We start from the raw sequence: 16,175 nt of genomic DNA on the forward strand, positions 1-16,175 counted from the left end.
TCCGATGACCGAATCGTTCTCACCGACGCCGACGAACGCCGACTTCTCTCGCGTGCGAGAGAGTGTGTCCGCGTCGTCGGCCCCCGGGAGGAATCCGTTCAGCGAGGCGGCCCAGCGGAACCGTTCGGGCTTTTCGACTAAGGCGGCGAAGCCGTCTTCGCGCCCTAACTGAAGCCGAAGAGGCCGATACGCTCGGGGCCTACGTCGTTCACCCGCGGTTTAGAAGCGTCCGTATCCCTCCGTCGGTGGGTTCCTCGAACGGTTTCAGTTGCTCCGCCTCCGTGAACGCGTACTTCCCGACGAGGAGCGTGCTCGCCATGCTCGTGAGGCCGCCCGCCGCGAACAGCATCCCCATGATGACGAACTGGTACTCCGCCGCGTAAATCGGGTTCGCGCCCGCCAGAATCATCCCCGACATCATCCCCGGGATGTAGACGAGTCCGAGACTCTTCAGCGAGTCCACCATCGGGATGAGCGACGCCCGGACGCTGGTCGTCACGTACTCGGATATCACCTTCTCGGGGGGGACGCCGAGTGCGAGCACCGCCTCTATCTCCGCCCGGTTCGACCGAACCTCCCCCTTGAATCGGTCGAGGGCCAGCGAGTTCGTCTTCATCGCGTTCGCGATTATCATCCCGCCGACGGGGATGAGGTTCCGAACCGTCGCGTCGATGGCCCCCGCCGCGAGCATCGCGACGATGACGAGGCCGGAACCGAACAGAACCGCGACGAACGACACCCGCAGAACGCCGGGGACGCCCCCACCGCGGTCCTTCGATATCCACGCGGCGATGGCCATCATGGCGAGGAGGACGCCGCCGCTCCACGCCAACGGGACGGAGAACAGGACGCCGATGAACGCCCCCATCGCGATGACCTGCACGAACCCGCGCACGAACGCCCACCCGAGTTCGGATTCGAGGTCGAGGCTCCGGAGGTACGAGAGGCCGAGGACGACGGCCGCCAGTGCGGACGCGGCGGCCACTTGGACGAGTCCCCGCACGACGACCGGTTCGAGGAATCGGTCGAGGAGCGTCACGAGAGGATCCCCTTCGTCGGACCGACGGTTTCGACGCGGCCGTCCGCGAAGACGGCAACTCGGTCGGCGAGTCGTCCGGCCTGCGAACGGTCGTGGGTCACGAGCACCGCCGTCGTGTTCGACTCCCCGACGAGTTCCTCCAAGAGGGACTCGACCTTGGCCTCGGAGGCGGCGTCGAGGCTGGCGGTCGGTTCGTCGAGGAGGAGGGCCTCCGGGTCGTTGAGTATCGTTCGGGCTATCGCGACGCGTTGGGCCTCCCCGCCGGAGAGGTCGTCGGTGGTGCGGTCCTCGTACCCCCGCAGGCCGACGCGCCCGAGGACGCGCGCGACGTCGGCTTCGTCCACGGACTCCCCGCGAAGTCTCGGACCGACCGTGACGTTCTCGCGGACGGTCCCGCCCCGGAGGGCCGGTCGCTGAGGGACGTATCCGACGCGACGCCGGAGTTCGCGGGGCGGAATCGTCCGGTAGTCCGCCCCGTCGAGAAACACGGTTCCGCCCGTGGGTTCGTCCAGTCGGTTGAGCAACCGCAGGAACGACGACTTCCCGGCCCCCGACGGACCGACCACTCCGAGGACGTCGCCCTCCTCGACGGAGAGCGAGACGCCGTCAACGATGCGTTCGCCGTCGGCCTCGCGGGAGAGATTTCGGGATTCGAGTTTCGGCGGCATCGGTTACCTCACCGTTCGGCGTCTTCCCGTTTAGAGTCGTCCGGTGGTTCGCGCCGTGATTCGGACCGACCGACCACTGACCGCCGACCGCCGACAGATTCCGAATCGGTTTCCGCCGAGAAACTACGTTTGCGTCCTCGTACTGCCCGATATATGGACGTCCGCCCCGTAGACGAACTCGGAATGTCGAACCACTCCTCCCACCCGAACGTCTCCGTCGAAACGGTGACGCCCGGGTCGTACCCGAACCGCACGGTGACCGTCGAGTTCCTGTTTCTGGACCGCGAGCGCTGCGACCGGTGCGGCGACACCGAGGCGTCCCTGCGGGAGGCCGTAGACGCCGCGGCGGCCCCCCTCGCCGAACTCGGCGTCGATATCGCCCTCCGGTACGTCCACGTCGCGAACGAGGCGGACGCGCGCCGCGCCCGACTCGAAACCTCCCCGACCGTCCGCGTCGACGGCCGGGACGTCCAACCCGACTACGAGGAGAGCGAGTGCGACTCCTGCGGCGAGTTGTGCGACTGCGGCGACGCCTGCGGCGAGGGCGGAATCGGCTGTCGGATCTGGTCGTACCGCGGCGAGGAACGCGAGTCGGCCCCCGTCGGACTGCTACTGGAGGCGATTCTGCGCGCGGCAGTCCGCGGGGGCGCGCCCGCACGACCCGAGGCGTCCTTCCGACTGCCGGAGAACCTCCGGACCTTCTTCGGGGCGGACGCCGCAGAGGAGCGACGAAACTCGTGTTGCTGACCGCTCACCCCGCCGCCAGCGTCTCGTCCAACCAGTCGTATATCACGTCGGACGCGAGCGTCAGGTTGCCGACCTGACAGTGTTCGGCGGCCCCTTCCTCGGTCCGGAAGACGCGAACCGTCGTCGGGCAGGTCAGTTCGTCCGCGAACTCCTCTGCGAGTCCGAGGGGGACGAAATGGTCGTCCTCGCCCGCGAGGACGAGTGTCGGGCAGTCGATTCGGTCGGCCGCGCCCGAAAGCGAGTACTCCGGTAACGTCCGCTGGAGTTCCGCGGCGGAGTCGACGCCGAACACCCACTTGGAGTTCTCCATCAGCCACCGCGACTCGAGGCTGACTCGCCCGCCGAGGGACGCGAGAGCGTTCACCGCCGCGTCCGGGGCGAGGCGCATCGCCCGCGCGAGTCGCGGCGCGTCGTACTCCGAGGCGCGGTACAGGTCGTGCATGTGGTCGAACGCGACGAGTGCCGCGACCCTGTCGTCGAACGCCGCCGCCCGCGGGGCGTAGTACCCGCCGAAACTGGCCCCGAGAAGTCCGATTCGCCCCCCGTCCACCGACGGGAGTTCCGCCGCGCGGTCCACCGCCGGGCCGACGACGTGTTCCCAGTCGGGGCGCGCCGTCAGTCCCTCCTCGCGGAGGGGCGCGCCCTGTCCCGGCCCGTCGAACAGGAGGACGGCGTACCCGCGCGCCAACGCCTCCGGGACGCCGCAGAGGAAGTACAACTCCTCCGCCACGGAGTCGAATCCGCCGAGGCAGACGACGGTGGGGCGGGGGGCGCCTCCCTCCCCCGGGACGAACAGGTAGCCCGGCAGGCGAGTGTCCTCGTACGGAATCTCGACGCGCGTCGCCGGCGAATCGAGGCGTTCGGCGGCGGCCCGGAACGCCTCCCGACTGCGTTCGTACGTCCGGCGTCGCCGGGCGTCGTCGGCGGCGAGGAAGAACTCCGCCGTCCGGAAGTACGTGTGCGCCCGGAAGTACGCCCTCCGGGCGGTTCGCTCCCGCCCCGTCTCGGCCGCCTCCTCGGCCAGTCCCTCGACGCGTTCGGCGGTCCGACGCCACTCCTCGTGCCACGACTCGGTGTCCCGCTTCCCGATTCGCTCCGCCGTCGTCAGCACCTCCCCTATCTCCGCGCCGCCGAACGACGTGTACGACATCGCCCGGAGCGTCTGGTAGTCGAACGCCTTCCCGGAGAAGTGGACTCGCATACGGCCGGTAGGCGACGCGCGGTGAAAAGCGCGTTCCGTGCTATCTCGCACCGCGCACGAGGAACGCTTTTTTCGGCGTCCGCCCTTCGTCGGGGTATGTGTCGAATTGCGCACACGAACGCTCCGCGCCCGTCGGATCCGGCGGGCACTCCGAGAGGGCCGGTCCGGTGAGCGACCTCTTTCCCGCCGCCGTCGAGACGAGTCGCCTCCGACTCGAACGCGTCGGTCACGAGGCGATCGGCGTCCGCGAACTCTACGGAGTCGTCTCGTCGGACGACGGCATCGAGGACGTGACCGAACACGCGCCGTGGTCGCCGCACGAGAACCCGAAGGAGACGGCGGAGTTCCTCGAACGGTGCGAGAAGCAGTTCCGAGACGGCGAGAACGCCGACTACGTGATTCGCCTCCGCGAGGGCGAAGAGGGGGCCGGAGAGTTCGCGGGCATGTGCGGGCTGAACTGCGAGTGGGACCGAGACAGCGCGGAACTCGGCGTCTGGCTCAGAAAGCGGTTCTGGGGCCGCGGGTACTCCGGCGAACGCGCCCGCGCCCTGATGCGCCTCGCCTTCGAACGACTCGACTTCGGCCTCGTCGCCGTCGGCGCGGCCGCGGAGAACGACCGTTCCCGGCGGGCGGTCGAGAAGTACGTCGAATCCGCCGGCGGCCGGTTCGAGGGCGTCGTCCGTCACGGACTGGCGTTCGCCGACGGGTCGGTCCGCGACGAGGCCCGCTACTCCGTCTCGCGAGAGGAGTGGTGCGGGTCCGACGCCGAACGGTCGTCGGCGTCGGTTCGGTTCTTCGACTCCCTCGACGGCGACTGAGGCGGGACGTCGGGGACGCGTCCTCGCTACAGTTCGCGGGCTATCATCTCGCCCCAGTGTTCGAAGCCGTACCGCTCGTAGAACGACTGCGCCCGTTCGTTCTGCCGGTCCACGTCGAGCACCATCCGGTCTAAGGGGAGGTCTTGGTCCTTCGCGCAGTCGAGTGCCGCCTCCATCAGGTCGTCGGCGACGCCCGTCCCGCGGTACTCCGGCAGGACGAAGATCTCGTTGAGGACGGCGGCGTCCCAGACGAACGACAGCGACTCCGGCAGGACGAACGAGTAGCCGACGACTTCGTACTCGTCGTTGTCGCCCGCATCGGCGTCTACCTCGGCGTCGGCGTCGCCGGTGTCGTCGCCGTCACCCGCATCGCCCTCGACGACGGCGACGGTCACGCTGTCGGGGTCCTCCTCGACGCAGCGTTCGACCCAGTGAAGCCACCGCGCGCGGTAGTCGGCGGTCAGTTTCTCCTCGTACATCGTCAGTGTCCCCTCGTCGCCCGTCTCCGACCCGATTCCGAGTTCGAACTCGCGCTTTCTGTCCCAGAGTCCGGCGGCGTCGTCGCTCTCGTACGGACGAATCGTCACGGCTGGCGTCTCGCTCATGTGTGTACGATTCGAATCGTCCACAATGAACGCTAGCACGCCCCGCTCATCAGCACCATGTTAATATAGGAGTACGTGATTGTACCTCTCGCATGGACCTTCCGTTCGATAGACGGGCGAAGCGACTCGTCCTCGGAGTGCTCGGAGCCGTCACCGTTCAGTCGTGGCTCCGCGCGTGGCACCGCCGATGGCTGGCGACCCCCGCAGAGATGCACGACCCGCTTCCCGGCGACGACGTCGTCGACGACGCTAATTTCGTACGAACGCACGCTGTGACGGTGAACGCGCCGAAGGAAGCGGTGTGGCCGTGGCTCGTCCGGATGGCCGCCGAACGGACGGAACTCTCCGAAGAGGACCTGCGATACGACGGCGACGGCGACGAGGGGTCGCGCCTCTCGGAGTTCCGCCGACCGACCGTCGGCGACGCGGTGCCGGCGCTTCCCAGCCGAGACGACGGGTTCGTCGTGAGCATGCTGGACCCCGGCCGGTCGCTCGTCCTCGCGTCGCTGACCGACGTCTTCGGCCGCCGCGAGTCCGAACCGGGGAAGTCCTCGCGGTGGTTCTGGCGGACGAGTTGGGCGTTCCGACTGACGGAACCGTCGCCGGGTCGGACCCGTCTCGTCGTCCGCGTCCGCGTGAGTTACGGGCCCAAGATTCTGGCACCCTTCGCGCACCTCGTGGCGTTCCCGACGCACTTCCTCGCCCAACGGCGCAAACTGCTGGCACTGAAGTCGCACGCCGAATCGCTCGCCGCCGAGTGGGACGACGACGAACGCCAGCGACACCTCTGAACGGCGGAACGTCCGAGACGGACGGGTCGATCGCCTTTCTACGCCCGTTTCGACCGTCTTCGCGGAGCGTCGCGTCTACCGCGCCGAGTCCTGACTCGCGGCGGGCGTCGCGTCCGTCTCGGCGTCCGCCGTCCCCGCCACCGCCTCCTCCTCCGCCGAACGCTCGTTCTCCCGCAGGCGCGCGCCGACGACGAACGCCGAGAGAACGAGGAGCATCAGTCGCGTGCCGGACATCGCGATCGGGAAGATTCGCTCGACGTTCTCCGGGTCCGCGCCGGGGGATGGGTCCGCGCCGGTGCTGTAGTGGAAGTTCCCCGTCGTCCGCGACGCCGGTTCCGAAGGCGAGAGGTCCACGAACGTCTGGACGACTCCCTGCCGGTTCGACAGGTAGAACTGCCCGTTCACCGTGTAGAACGCGTCGTGAAGCGGGTAGAACGCGTTGACGCCGTTTGTGAACAGGTCCGGGAGGATGCCCCCGCCGACGAGGGTGACGATGCCCACCCACGCCAGTCGGACGCCGCGGGGGCCGAACCGCGTCCGGAGGCGCGAGACGGAGCGAACGCGGGTGTCGTAGGCGACGGCGGCGACGAGGGCGGCCGGGAGGAGGAACGTGTGGAAGAGCGCTCGGTGCGCGCCGGGGAGGACGAACCCGAAGAAGGTGTCTACGTCCGGGAAGGCGGCGGCGACGAAGACGACGGCGGCGGCGCGCCGGTCGAACCCCGCCCCGTGGAGTCCGGCCCCGAGGAGTCCCCCGACTGCGACGTGGACGAGCGTCGATGGCATGGGAGAGACTGACGCGGGTTTCGCCTTGAATGTTCGTCTCGGGCGGGGCGGACTCCGCCCCGCGTCTCGCGGGGAATCGTCGTTCGTCGAACCCTACTTTCGGTATCCTTTTGCGGCCGTCCGACCGATGTTCGACCGATATGGCACGGCGCGAACGACCGCGCGGGGGCGAGAGACGGTGACGACCGTTCCGCGGGACGAACTGGCCCGGCGCATCGCGGGCGAGATAACGCTGAGCGACGACCCCGGCGCGACGCTCCGAAAGTGGCGCACCGACTTCGACATCTCCCAGACGGCGCTTGCGGGACAACTCGACGTCTCCTCGTCGGTCATCTCCGACTACGAGAGCGGTCGGCGCGAGAGCCCCGGCATCGGCGTCGTCAGGCGGATGGTCGAGGCCCTCCTCGACATCGACGAGTCCAGGGGCGGCGAACGCATCCGGCAGTACGCCCGCGTCATCTCCGCGGGGTTCGAGAGCGACATCGTCCAAGACCTGAGGGAGTACCCCACGTCGATGCCGCTGGAACGCCTCTACGAGGCGATGGACGCGAAAGAACTCGTCCGCGGCGACCACGACCAGATAAGCGGTCACACGGTGATAAACAGCATCGAGGCCATCACCCGCCTCTCCTCGGAAGAGTTCTACCGCCTCTACGGCCAATCGACGAGTCGCGCGCTGATATTCACGGGCGTCAGCCGCGGCGAGTCGCCCCTCGTCGCCATGCGCGTCGTCAACCCGACGCCGCACGCTGTCGTCCTCCACGGACTCGACGAGGAGGACCTGTGGGAACACGCGCCCGCCCTCGCCACCATCGACGGCTTCTCGCTGGCGATTTCGAACCGGGATTTGGACGACACGCTCGAAGACCTGCGGAAACTCCCGTAGCGGGAAAGCACTTACCGACCACCGCGGAACCCGCGGGCGTGTCCTCCGAAACGCCGCCCTCTCGCGCTCCGAGTTCTCGCCGCCGAATCGCCCGGAGACGCGTCCTCGCAGGCGTCGCCGGGGTCGCTTCGTCGCTCTCTGTGGCCGGGTGTCTGAACGGCACGCCGACCGACTCGTCGGGTTCGACGCCGACCGAAGACTCGACGACGGCCGGGACGACGCCGACGGAGACGCCGCTTCCCGATTCGGTCGTCGCCTCGGGACTCGACTTCGAGGCGTCGGTGCTGTCGCAGTCGTCCGCCGACTCCCCGGCGCGATTCGAGGCGACGCTCCGAAACGCGGGCCGACACGCGCTGACCCTCGATTTCGGGCCGACGCTGATGTTCTCCGGCGGCGGAGGCGTAGCGAACACGTCCGGCCGCGGCGACGCGCTTCGAATCGTCCCCGACGGCGAAGTCGGACTCGTCGAGACGCCTTCGGAACCGAACGAGTCGGGCTGTTGGCGCGCGGAAGGCGTCACCGCGGTACAGAGTATCCTCGTGCGGAAGACGCTGGAACCGGGCGATACGTTCTCGGAGACGTACTCGATGTACACCGCGCCCGACGCGCCGACGTGTCTGCCCGACGGCGAGGACGCGATTCGAGACGCAGTCGGGACCCACGACGGGCACGTCGTGACGACGCTCTCTTTCTCCGTCGCCGACGGGGCGGTGTCCGTCTCGGGGTCGGTCGTCCCCATCCTCGATGCTCCTCGGGAGAGTTCACGCTCACCAGAGGGTTCTTCAGGGGAGGTGGCATAACGGGGTCCATGACCGGCTGGGACGCCGACAGCGCGTTCGACCTCTTGGGGAACGAACTCGCGCGGAAGATTCTCGTCCTCACGAGTGAGGACGCCCTGTCGGCCGAGGAACTCACGCGGCGCTGCGACGTGTCGCAACCGACGGTCTACCGACGACTCGACGCCCTCGAATCGTACGACATGGTGGCCGAGAAGATACAGTACGACGCCGACGGCAACCACTACTCGGCGTACGAGTGCCGCCTCGAAGAACTCCGGTTCGGCGTCGAAGACGGCGGCTTCACCGTCGATATCCAGTTGCGACGAACCGTCGCGGGCGACGGCGAATCGGTGTCGCGGCGGAGTGCGACGGGCGGCGTCGGGGACGTGGGCGACACCGACACCCGCTGAGGCCCGTCGGCCCGGCCGTTCGGAACGAACGGCGCTACTCGATGTACTCGTAGCGCCGTTCGTTCATGCGGCCCCACCCGGTGAACACGAACTCGCCGTCGGGTTGGGTGAACTCCTCGACGTCCACCTCCTTGTCGTGGTTGTGGACGTCGTGGACGAGTTCGTACTCGTCGTAGGTGACGTCGTAGCGACTGCCGAGTTGGTCCTCGACGTCGATGGCGCCGACTTCGTCCTTCCAGCCCTCGCGCACCGTCTCGGCGTGAATCTCCGCCTGCGCGCCCGACCCGTACGACCCGACGAGCATCCGCTTGCCGGCGAGGGACTCGCCCTCGCGGGCGGCGCTTCGAAGCGCCGAGAGGCGCGCGATGTGGACCGACCCGGTGTACCAGTTGCCCACCTGACTGGAGATGTCGATGGTGGGTTCGATGGCGTGGCCGTACCACTCGCGGTACCGGTCCGTCTCCTTCAGGTCGTCCATGTAGTCGCGGATGGCGTCCTCGTACGCGTCCCACGAGTCGAAGTCCGCCTCGCGCGGTTGCCGCCCGATTTCGGACTCCAAGGCGTCCTCGACGTCCGTCCCGCGGGTCATGTGCCGGTAGCCGAGGAGCGCCGCCTTCCGGACCATCCCCGGGAACGGCGTGTGGAACGGGATGTACTCGAAGTCGTCGGGGTGGGTGTCGCCCGCGACGGACTCGTAGTCCTCCAACGCTTCGCGCATGCGTGCGAGGTACACCTGCACCGACCGCTTGCCGTCGACGCTCGGGAACTGCTGGTTCGGCTTCAGGAAGTCCGTCTCGTCTGCGCTCCCGTAGCCCTGTTCCGTCGAGAGTTCGACCACGTTCGGGTCCTCGGAGATGAGCATCGCCACCGCGCCCGCGCCCTGCGTCGCCTCGCCCGGGTCGCCGCGTTCGTAGAGGGCGGTGTCCGTCGCGATGACCAAGGCGGAGCGTCCGCGGTTGCGCCCGGCGCGAATCCAGTTGTACGCGTCGTCGATGCTCTGGGTCCCCGCGAGGCAGGCGAACTTCCGTTCGCCCTTGTTCGCGTGGTGGAAGTCCCCGTCGTACACCTGTTCGAGGCAGCCCGCGATGTACGTCGAGACGGGCTTGGAGTTGTCGAACGCCGACTCCGTCGCCACGTCGATGCGCCCGATGTCGTCCGGGACGAGTCCCTTCCGGTCCATCAGGTCCTTCGCCGCGTTCGCCCCCATCGTCACGATGTCCTCGTACACGTCCGGGAACGACGAGTGCTTCAGGCCGATACCCTTCGTGTACTTCTCGGGGTCCTCGCCCTTCTTCGGCGCGAACGTGTTCGCGAGGTCGAGTTTGAGTTTCCCCGTCCGTATCTCGATGGCGTCGATGCCGACGGCTGTCATGCAGACACGTTCCGATTCCGTACATATGGGTTTGTCGATGAGCGTTACGTCAGTCGTCGAATCGGGCCGCGTGGCGGGCGAGACGAGGGAGTACGGGTCCGACGGGGGGTCGCCCGCGGTTCGCCGTCACCGGCCGTCTCCGCCGTCGCCGCGCGCGGCGTTCGTCGGTTCGCCGGCCGCCGACACCGTCACCGTCTCCCGATAGAGGACGCTCCCGCTCCGGTCGTTCACGACGAGGACGGTCACCTCCTCGCCCGCCGACCGAGTCCACTCGAGACGCCACGACTCGCCGCCCTCGAAGCGTCCGTCGCCGTCGCCGCGCACCGCCGAGACGTTCATCGCGTGCGAGGACTCGCCGGACCCGTCTCTGACGAGTACCCCGACGGCGTCTACCGGAATCGACTCCCCGCCGTTGTGCGCGACCGAGAGGCGTTCGGCCGACGCGTCGACGACGACTGCGGTGTCCGCGCCCTCGTCCCCGCCGACGCCCGACCCCTCGGCGAGGTAGAACGCGCCGAACGTCGCCAGACAGACGACGACGACGCCGAGAAGGAGGACGCTCCCGACGGATTCGACCTGTCCCCGGTCGTCGCACGGGGCGTTCTCCCTCCCGGCCCGCCGTCCGCCCGCCGAACCGGGTCTCGCGTCAGCCAACGCGCTTCTCCTCGACTTCCTCGTTCGGCGGACTGTCGGAGTCGATTACCGTGACGCGGACGACGTACGGCCCGGCGGTTCGTTTCTCGTCGAAGTTCGCGTTGTGGGTGGCACTCGACACGCCGCCGTACTCCCGCGAGGTGGAGTCGAGGACCGCCCCCGTTCCGTCCACGAGTTCGACGGTGACTCGGCGGATGTCGTCGTCCCCGTCTGCGTCCTCGGCGGTGACCTGTGCGCTGGCCCGGACGTGGGCGGGGTTGCTGTTGTCGTTGACGTTGAATCGGGTGATGGTAATCGCCGACGTGTCGCCGTCGTCTCCTCCGCCGGTTCCGCCGCCGTCGCCCCCGCCGCCCGCCGACTGCACTCGCACGTCGTACTGGACGTTCTCCGGTCGACTCCCGTCGAACGCCCCGCCAGAAACGTCGTGTTCCGGAACGGACGTGTCCCCGTACGTCACGTTCACCGACTCCTCGCCCGTCGTGTTCGGCGCGTAGCGGTACCTGAACCGGCCGTCCTCTACGGCGACGCCGTCGGGGATGTTCGTCCGGGTGGCACCGGCGTCGACGACGGCCGGAACCGGGTTGTTGTACTTGTCGCGGACCTCCACCTCGAACGGGTACGACCGGTTGACGAACGGCGACTCGACGTCCCGGACGCTGGTGGCGTACGCCGGTTCGGTCCCCTCGACGTCGGTGCCGACGCCGACGCGCGACAGTTTCAGTTGATACGTCGCGTTCCGCTCGAAGACGATTTCGACGGTGTCGGGCCTCGGCCCGGCGTTCACCGCGTGGACGTACCGCCGGTTGGACTCGTCGCCCGCGCCGTCGAACTGCCCGGCGTCGCGGAGGAGTCGCTCCCACGTGTCGTCGCCGAGGCGGGTGGGGACGACGACGGAGACGTTCTCCGCTTCGCTCTCGGCGGACACCGAGACGGTGCGCGTCGAGACGCTCACCGGACGCGGGTTCACCGAGAGCGTCCCGGTACCGCCGCGCGAGAGGTTCCCCGAGAGCGCGACCAAGGAGATGCGCCGCCCCGAGACGACGGACTGGTCCGTCAGGGCGACGTTCCCGGAGTCGAACCGGTTGTACACGAGGCCGTTCTCGTACGTCGTCTCGGGGGCCTCCCCGTACTGCGCGTACTGCGGCCGGTACGTCAACGCCCGCGTCGTGTAGTTGCGGTCGGACCCGTCCCAGAAGTCTCTGGTCTCTTCGAAGTCGCTCGGAGTCGTCGCGGCGTCGTCGGCGACGGCGTGTCTGACGGTCAGATTTCCGAGCGACGACGTAGAGAGGGTTCCGCCCGGCGGCCCGGGGTTGACGAACACCGCGCGCGCGGGGTACCGCGCCCCGAGTTCGACCGAGACGGGAGTCGAACCGTCGGTGGCGGCGGTCCGGAGGACGGCGTTCCGAACCTCCTGCATGTCGCCTTGGACGCGTTCGTTGTGGCGGAACTCCACCTGCCTGTTCTCGTCCGGGACGACGGCCGCCTGATACATCGACATCGACACGACGACGAACCCCAGCAGTAGCACCGCCCCTATCTGGACGGTGACCGCTCTCTCGTCGTCCCGGAAACGCATACGTCGGATTGCGTGACAGTCAGGTAAAAGCGTGCCGCCCGCGGGCAGAGGAGACGCATCGCCCCCGCCGAACGCCCGCTACTCCTCGTCCTCTTCGACGACTTCCGGGTCGCTGAGCGCGCTCTGAAGGCTGTCGAGCCCGTTGACCCACTCGGAGACGAGGCCGTACTCGAGTTCGTCCACGATGGCCATGTCGAGTTCGTCGCCCTCGATGATTCGCGTGCCCGCCTGCACGAGGTAGCCCAGCGCGGCGTCTAAGTCCTCCTCCTCCTCGGCCGCGGCGGCCGCCTCGACGTACTCCGAGAGCGGTGCCTCCTCGGCGGGGCCGGCGGCGATGTACTCCTCGGCGGCGTAGAAGACGCAGACGAGGCTGGTCTGGACGCCGTCGATGAGCATCAGCTTGTCCTGCCGTTCCTCGTCGTCCTCGATTTCGAAGTCGGGCTCCTGCAGAACGATGTCGCGGACGCGTTCGAGCTCTTCGAGTGCGGTGTCCTCGTCGAGTTCGCCCTCCTCGTAGGCGGAGACGATCTTCGCGACGGCGATAGCCGCGTCGTCTTGGAGATTCAAGAGTAACCGCGCAGAGTCCTCGTTTTCGGGGTCGAGCGTCTCTTCCTCGACTCGAGTGAGCCAGTTCTGCCAGCGTTCTCTCGTGTAGTAGGTCTCCTCTGCCTCGGTCATGTATCCACCATCCCTTCCGGGACTCAAAGGCCTTTCCTATGCACGCTCACCGCGAGAGTGTTTCCCGAGTGTCAACCCCGTACACGCGCCGCGGCGTTTCGACGTGTGCGTTCTCGACGGCGGCCTCGAAGCCCTCCTCCAGCATCCACCGGACGCGGCGCGGGACGGTCTTCGGCCCCATCACCGCGCCCGGCCGGTCCGGGTCGTCCACGAAGTCCGTCTCCATCAGGAACGGTGCGCCCTCCTCGGCGGCGGTCCGCAGGCGGTCCTTCTCGCTCATCACGCTGGGCGTCGGCCCCGCGAGCGTTCCACCGGCGTAGTGTTTCACCACGTTCTCGGGGTCCATCCCCCGTTCTTCGGCCCACTCCGCGACGTCGGTCAGGTCGTCGGTCGCTTCGGTGTGCAACTGCACGGCGCAGTCCAGTTCCGCGCCGAGCGACAGCGCGTGTTTCAGCACGTCGTTGGAGGCGTCCCACACCGCGTCGGACACCTCGTAGTGCGGGCGGCCGGACTTCAGCGCCAGTGCCTCGCCCCCTCGGACGTACTCGGCGGCCGCATCCAACCCCGCGCACATCAGGTCGCGCGCCTCCGCGGGCGAAAACCCTCGCTCGTCGGTGAGGCGCGTAATCAGCCCGGGGTGGACGCCGAGGACGGGCCACGCGCGCCCGGGGAGTTCGGCGTCCGCGTCGGCGACCGTCGAGAGCGTCTCCTCGAAGACGGCGCGGAAATCCTCGCCTTCGTCCGCCTCGACGCCGAGGTGCCACGACGGTTTGTTGACGACGAGGAGGTGCGTCCCGCCGAGGCGGCGGAAGTCGCGGACGGCGTCTATCCCGCGTCCGTTCGCCGGGTCGAGGTGCAGGTGGTTGTCGAGCACCGGCGTCCCGAGGTCTTCCATGTGCGGGTCGTCGGCCGCCGGCGCAAAAGACCGTACGCTTTCCGACCGCGCGAGCGCCGCCGTCGCCCGGTTACGACTCGTCGCCGCCGTCGCCGTCGTCGTTCCTGTCGTACCCGACGAGGCGCGGACCGTCGTCCTCGGGTTCCTCGCCCGCGTCCGGCACGTCCCCGCCGAGGGTGATGCTGTCGGACGCCGCGTTCCGGAGGGCGTCGGAGCGACCGTACTCGCCGGGAGATATCGCCAGCGTCCGCAGGCCGTAGGCGTTCGCCGTCTCTATCGCGGGCTTGAAGTCTGTGTCCCGGGAGGCGATGGCGACCACGTCGGCGCGACCCTCGACTGCGAACCGCGTCATGTCCACCGCGAGGCGAACGTCCACGTCGCCGCTGGTGACGACGACTTCGAAGCCGCGGGCCTCAGCGGCCTGAATCAGCCCCGGCGTCGCGTGTTCGTCCAGATACAGTCGCCGCGCCGTCGGGCGACCGACCGTCGCCGCCGCCTCCCGAACGTCGTCTAAGTCCACGTCGAACTCGTCGCGCAACACGTTGGGGCCGTCGACGAACAGGGCGACGCGCGGTCTATCGTCCGCCTCGCTTGTCGCCCCGCCCGCGGCGTCGTCGTCCGCGAAAAAGGGGGTGAACGCGTCCATACCCACTTTCTCCCGGTGGCGAACAAATGCTCCCCGGTTCGCGTCCGCTCTCGGCTCCGCGACGCGTCGAAAAAGTGGGGGTTCGCTTACCGCTCGTTCACGGAGAGGACTTTCCCCGCCGCGATGGTCTGTCCCATGTCGCGGATGGCGAAGGAGCCGAGTTCCGCTATCTCCGAGGAGGGTTCGACGACCAGCGGTTTCTGCGGGCGGAGCGTCACCACCGCGGCGTCGCCCGCCTTGACGAAGTCGGGGTTCTCCTCGGCGACTTCGCCGGATTTGGGGTCGAGTTTCTTGTCGAGCGATTCGAAGGTGCAGGCCACCTGCGCGGTGTGCGCGTGGATGACCGGCGTGTACCCGGCCGTGATGACCGAGGGGTGCTGCATGACGACGATTTGGGCTTGGAACGTCTCGGCTACCGTCGGCGGTTCCTCCGCCGGGCCGGCCACGTCGCCGCGCCGGATGTCGTTCTTCCCGATGCCGCGCACGTTGAAGCCGACGTTGTCGCCGGGGCCGGCCTCCTCGACTTCCTCGTGGTGCATCTCCACCGTCTTCACCTCGCCGGAGACGTCCGAGGGTTGAAACGAGACGCTGTCGCCCGTCCGGAGCATCCCCGTCTCGACGCGTCCGACGGGAACCGTCCCGATGCCGGAGATGGTGTAGACGTCCTGAATCGGCAGTCGAAGCGGCGCGTCCGTCGGCGGCGACGGTTCCGGGAGGCCGTTCAGCGATTCGAGGATGGTCGGCCCGTCGAACCACGAGGTGTTCTCGGACTTCTCGGCGACGTTGTCGCCCTCGAACGCCGAGATGGGGATGAAACTCGCGTCGTCGGTGCCGAAGCGAACCTGTTCGAGGAGCGTCCGAACCTCCTCTTTGACCTCCTCGTACGCGTCTTCGCTGTAGTCGACGACGTCCATCTTGTTGACGGCGACGATGAGCGTCTCGATGCCCAGCGTCCGGGCGAGGAAGACGTGTTCGCGCGTCTGCGGCGCGACGCCGTCGTCGGCGGCGACGACGAGGACGGCGTGGTCCGCCTGCGACGCGCCCGTGATCATGTTCTTCACGAAGTCGCGGTGGCCGGGCGTGTCCACGATGGTGAAGTAGTACTTCTCCGTGTCGAACCGCTGGTGGGCGATGTCGATGGTGACGCCGCGTTCTCGCTCTTCGGCGAGGTTGTCCATCACGTACGCGAACTCGAAACCCGACTTACCCTTCGACTCCGCCTCGTCGCGGTACTGCTCGATGATGTGTTCAGGGACGCTCCCCGTCTCGAACAGGAGTCGGCCCACGAGCGTGGACTTCCCGTGGTCGACGTGTCCGATGATGGCGAGGTTCTGGTGCGGTTTGTCGCTCATAGTGGGAGGGCCGGGTGTGGCCTTAGGACGAAGTACGTCGTCACTGGAGAAAACGGTTTCTCGGGGAGAGCGGCCGGGGCGACTACGGTCCGGCGTTTCAGAACGATTCGGAGCGCATCGTGCGCTCCATCTCGGCGAACGTCGCCGTGCGGCGGACTTGCGAGTCGGTTCGCTCCGCTTCCTCGGAGGTACTTACTACAATCATACGTACTAATCCGGCTTCGACGATAATAAATCTACTCGCGACGACCGTGGCGCGTATCGGAACGATTCGA

18 protein-coding genes are annotated in these 16,175 nt (G+C 68.1%); 6 read left to right on the plus strand and 12 right to left on the minus strand.

Annotation, left to right across the window (positions count from 1 at the left end):
- Positions 1-208 precede the first annotated feature (208 nt).
- Both BLS11_RS03795 and BLS11_RS03800 read right to left on the minus strand, forming a co-directional pair.
- Positions 209-1,039: an ABC transporter permease gene (locus BLS11_RS03795; protein ID WP_092533151.1), complete on the minus strand. Its 831-nt coding sequence runs from the start codon at positions 1,037-1,039 to the stop codon at positions 209-211.
- The gene (locus tag BLS11_RS03800; protein ID WP_092533155.1) at positions 1,036-1,707 is read right to left on the minus strand and encodes an ABC transporter ATP-binding protein; all 672 of its coding nucleotides are present in this window, start codon (positions 1,705-1,707) and stop codon (positions 1,036-1,038) included. The genes BLS11_RS03795 and BLS11_RS03800 overlap by 4 nt, the downstream gene beginning before the upstream one ends.
- Before the next feature lie 153 nt (positions 1,708-1,860).
- Between BLS11_RS03800 and BLS11_RS03805 the strand changes: the two genes are divergently transcribed.
- Positions 1,861-2,454, plus strand: a complete 594-nt coding sequence (locus BLS11_RS03805) for a DUF2703 domain-containing protein (protein WP_092533158.1) — start codon at positions 1,861-1,863, stop codon at positions 2,452-2,454.
- A gap of 4 nt (positions 2,455-2,458) precedes the next feature.
- Here BLS11_RS03805 and BLS11_RS03810 read toward each other — a convergent pair whose 3' ends face one another.
- Positions 2,459-3,655 carry an alpha/beta hydrolase family protein gene (locus BLS11_RS03810; RefSeq protein ID WP_092533161.1) on the minus strand — a complete coding sequence of 399 codons (1,197 nt, stop codon included), beginning with the start codon at positions 3,653-3,655 and terminating at the stop codon, positions 2,459-2,461.
- A gap of 167 nt (positions 3,656-3,822) precedes the next feature.
- On the opposite strand from BLS11_RS03810, the gene BLS11_RS03815 reads away from it, so the two are divergent.
- Positions 3,823-4,473 carry a GNAT family N-acetyltransferase gene (locus BLS11_RS03815; protein WP_092534475.1) on the plus strand — a complete coding sequence of 217 codons (651 nt, stop codon included), beginning with the start codon at positions 3,823-3,825 and terminating at the stop codon, positions 4,471-4,473.
- 26 nt (positions 4,474-4,499) lie between these two features.
- Here the strand turns inward: BLS11_RS03815 and BLS11_RS03820 are convergent, their stop codons facing one another.
- Entirely contained in the window at positions 4,500-5,078 is a 579-nt protein-coding gene (locus tag BLS11_RS03820) for a GNAT family N-acetyltransferase (protein ID WP_092533164.1), read from the minus strand.
- A gap of 92 nt (positions 5,079-5,170) precedes the next feature.
- Between BLS11_RS03820 and BLS11_RS03825 the strand changes: the two genes are divergently transcribed.
- The gene (locus BLS11_RS03825; protein WP_092533167.1) at positions 5,171-5,869 is read left to right on the plus strand and encodes a hypothetical protein; all 699 of its coding nucleotides are present in this window, start codon (positions 5,171-5,173) and stop codon (positions 5,867-5,869) included.
- A gap of 75 nt (positions 5,870-5,944) precedes the next feature.
- On the opposite strand, the gene BLS11_RS03830 is transcribed toward BLS11_RS03825, so the two are convergent.
- Positions 5,945-6,652: a metal-dependent hydrolase gene (locus BLS11_RS03830; protein ID WP_092533170.1), complete on the minus strand. Its 708-nt coding sequence runs from the start codon at positions 6,650-6,652 to the stop codon at positions 5,945-5,947.
- 178 nt (positions 6,653-6,830) lie between these two features.
- On the opposite strand from BLS11_RS03830, the gene BLS11_RS03835 reads away from it, so the two are divergent.
- The 3 genes from BLS11_RS03835 to BLS11_RS03845 are packed head-to-tail and all read left to right on the plus strand — an operon-like array spanning position 6,831 to position 8,727.
- Entirely contained in the window at positions 6,831-7,538 is a 708-nt protein-coding gene (locus tag BLS11_RS03835) for a helix-turn-helix domain-containing protein (protein WP_092534478.1), read from the plus strand.
- Between the two features lie 38 nt (positions 7,539-7,576).
- Positions 7,577-8,338 carry a hypothetical protein gene (locus BLS11_RS03840; RefSeq protein ID WP_139172760.1) on the plus strand — a complete coding sequence of 254 codons (762 nt, stop codon included), beginning with the start codon at positions 7,577-7,579 and terminating at the stop codon, positions 8,336-8,338.
- A gap of 8 nt (positions 8,339-8,346) precedes the next feature.
- Positions 8,347-8,727: an ArsR/SmtB family transcription factor gene (locus BLS11_RS03845; RefSeq protein ID WP_092533176.1), complete on the plus strand. Its 381-nt coding sequence runs from the start codon at positions 8,347-8,349 to the stop codon at positions 8,725-8,727.
- A 34-nt stretch (positions 8,728-8,761) separates the two neighbouring features.
- Here the strand turns inward: BLS11_RS03845 and hmgB are convergent, their stop codons facing one another.
- The 7 genes from hmgB to tuf form a co-directional block, all read right to left on the minus strand.
- Complete coding sequence (gene hmgB, locus BLS11_RS03850; RefSeq protein ID WP_092533179.1) at positions 8,762-10,099, minus strand: hydroxymethylglutaryl-CoA synthase; 1,338 nt, start codon at positions 10,097-10,099, stop codon at positions 8,762-8,764.
- Positions 10,100-10,225: 126 nt separating this feature from the next.
- Complete coding sequence (locus BLS11_RS03855) at positions 10,226-10,753, minus strand: type IV pilin domain-containing protein (protein WP_092533182.1); 528 nt, start codon at positions 10,751-10,753, stop codon at positions 10,226-10,228.
- Positions 10,746-12,329 carry a hypothetical protein gene (locus BLS11_RS03860; RefSeq protein WP_092533185.1) on the minus strand — a complete coding sequence of 528 codons (1,584 nt, stop codon included), beginning with the start codon at positions 12,327-12,329 and terminating at the stop codon, positions 10,746-10,748. Before BLS11_RS03860 ends, BLS11_RS03855 begins: the two co-directional genes overlap by 8 nt.
- Positions 12,330-12,407: 78 nt before the next feature.
- Positions 12,408-13,007: a DUF2150 family protein gene (locus tag BLS11_RS03865; protein ID WP_092533188.1), complete on the minus strand. Its 600-nt coding sequence runs from the start codon at positions 13,005-13,007 to the stop codon at positions 12,408-12,410.
- Between the two features lie 46 nt (positions 13,008-13,053).
- Complete coding sequence (locus BLS11_RS03870) at positions 13,054-13,902, minus strand: TatD family hydrolase (RefSeq protein WP_092533191.1); 849 nt, start codon at positions 13,900-13,902, stop codon at positions 13,054-13,056.
- Positions 13,903-13,972: 70 nt separating this feature from the next.
- Complete coding sequence (locus BLS11_RS03875) at positions 13,973-14,548, minus strand: NYN domain-containing protein (protein ID WP_092533194.1); 576 nt, start codon at positions 14,546-14,548, stop codon at positions 13,973-13,975.
- A gap of 86 nt (positions 14,549-14,634) precedes the next feature.
- Complete coding sequence (gene tuf, locus BLS11_RS03880; RefSeq protein WP_092533197.1) at positions 14,635-15,900, minus strand: translation elongation factor EF-1 subunit alpha; 1,266 nt, start codon at positions 15,898-15,900, stop codon at positions 14,635-14,637.
- Positions 15,901-16,175 lie beyond the last annotated feature (275 nt).

The organism is Halopelagius longus (genome assembly GCF_900100875.1).
GTDB classification, from domain to species: Archaea; Halobacteriota; Halobacteria; order Halobacteriales; family Haloferacaceae; genus Halopelagius; species Halopelagius longus.

Coding starts and splice junctions, on each gene's coding strand:
- BLS11_RS03800 (WP_092533155.1), bottom strand. CDS start 1,707: ATGCCGCCGAAACTCGAATCCCGAAATCTCTCCCGCGAGGCCGACGGC.
- BLS11_RS03805 (WP_092533158.1), top strand. CDS start 1,861: ATGGACGTCCGCCCCGTAGACGAACTCGGAATGTCGAACCACTCCTCC.
- BLS11_RS03810 (WP_092533161.1), bottom strand. CDS start 3,655: ATGCGAGTCCACTTCTCCGGGAAGGCGTTCGACTACCAGACGCTCCGG.
- BLS11_RS03820 (WP_092533164.1), bottom strand. CDS start 5,078: ATGAGCGAGACGCCAGCCGTGACGATTCGTCCGTACGAGAGCGACGAC.
- BLS11_RS03825 (WP_092533167.1), top strand. CDS start 5,171: ATGGACCTTCCGTTCGATAGACGGGCGAAGCGACTCGTCCTCGGAGTG.
- BLS11_RS03830 (WP_092533170.1), bottom strand. CDS start 6,652: ATGCCATCGACGCTCGTCCACGTCGCAGTCGGGGGACTCCTCGGGGCC.
- BLS11_RS03845 (WP_092533176.1), top strand. CDS start 8,347: ATGACCGGCTGGGACGCCGACAGCGCGTTCGACCTCTTGGGGAACGAA.
- hmgB (WP_092533179.1), bottom strand. CDS start 10,099: ATGACAGCCGTCGGCATCGACGCCATCGAGATACGGACGGGGAAACTC.
- BLS11_RS03860 (WP_092533185.1), bottom strand. CDS start 12,329: ATGCGTTTCCGGGACGACGAGAGAGCGGTCACCGTCCAGATAGGGGCG.
- BLS11_RS03865 (WP_092533188.1), bottom strand. CDS start 13,007: ATGACCGAGGCAGAGGAGACCTACTACACGAGAGAACGCTGGCAGAAC.
- BLS11_RS03870 (WP_092533191.1), bottom strand. CDS start 13,902: ATGGAAGACCTCGGGACGCCGGTGCTCGACAACCACCTGCACCTCGAC.
- BLS11_RS03875 (WP_092533194.1), bottom strand. CDS start 14,548: ATGGACGCGTTCACCCCCTTTTTCGCGGACGACGACGCCGCGGGCGGG.
- tuf (WP_092533197.1), bottom strand. CDS start 15,900: ATGAGCGACAAACCGCACCAGAACCTCGCCATCATCGGACACGTCGAC.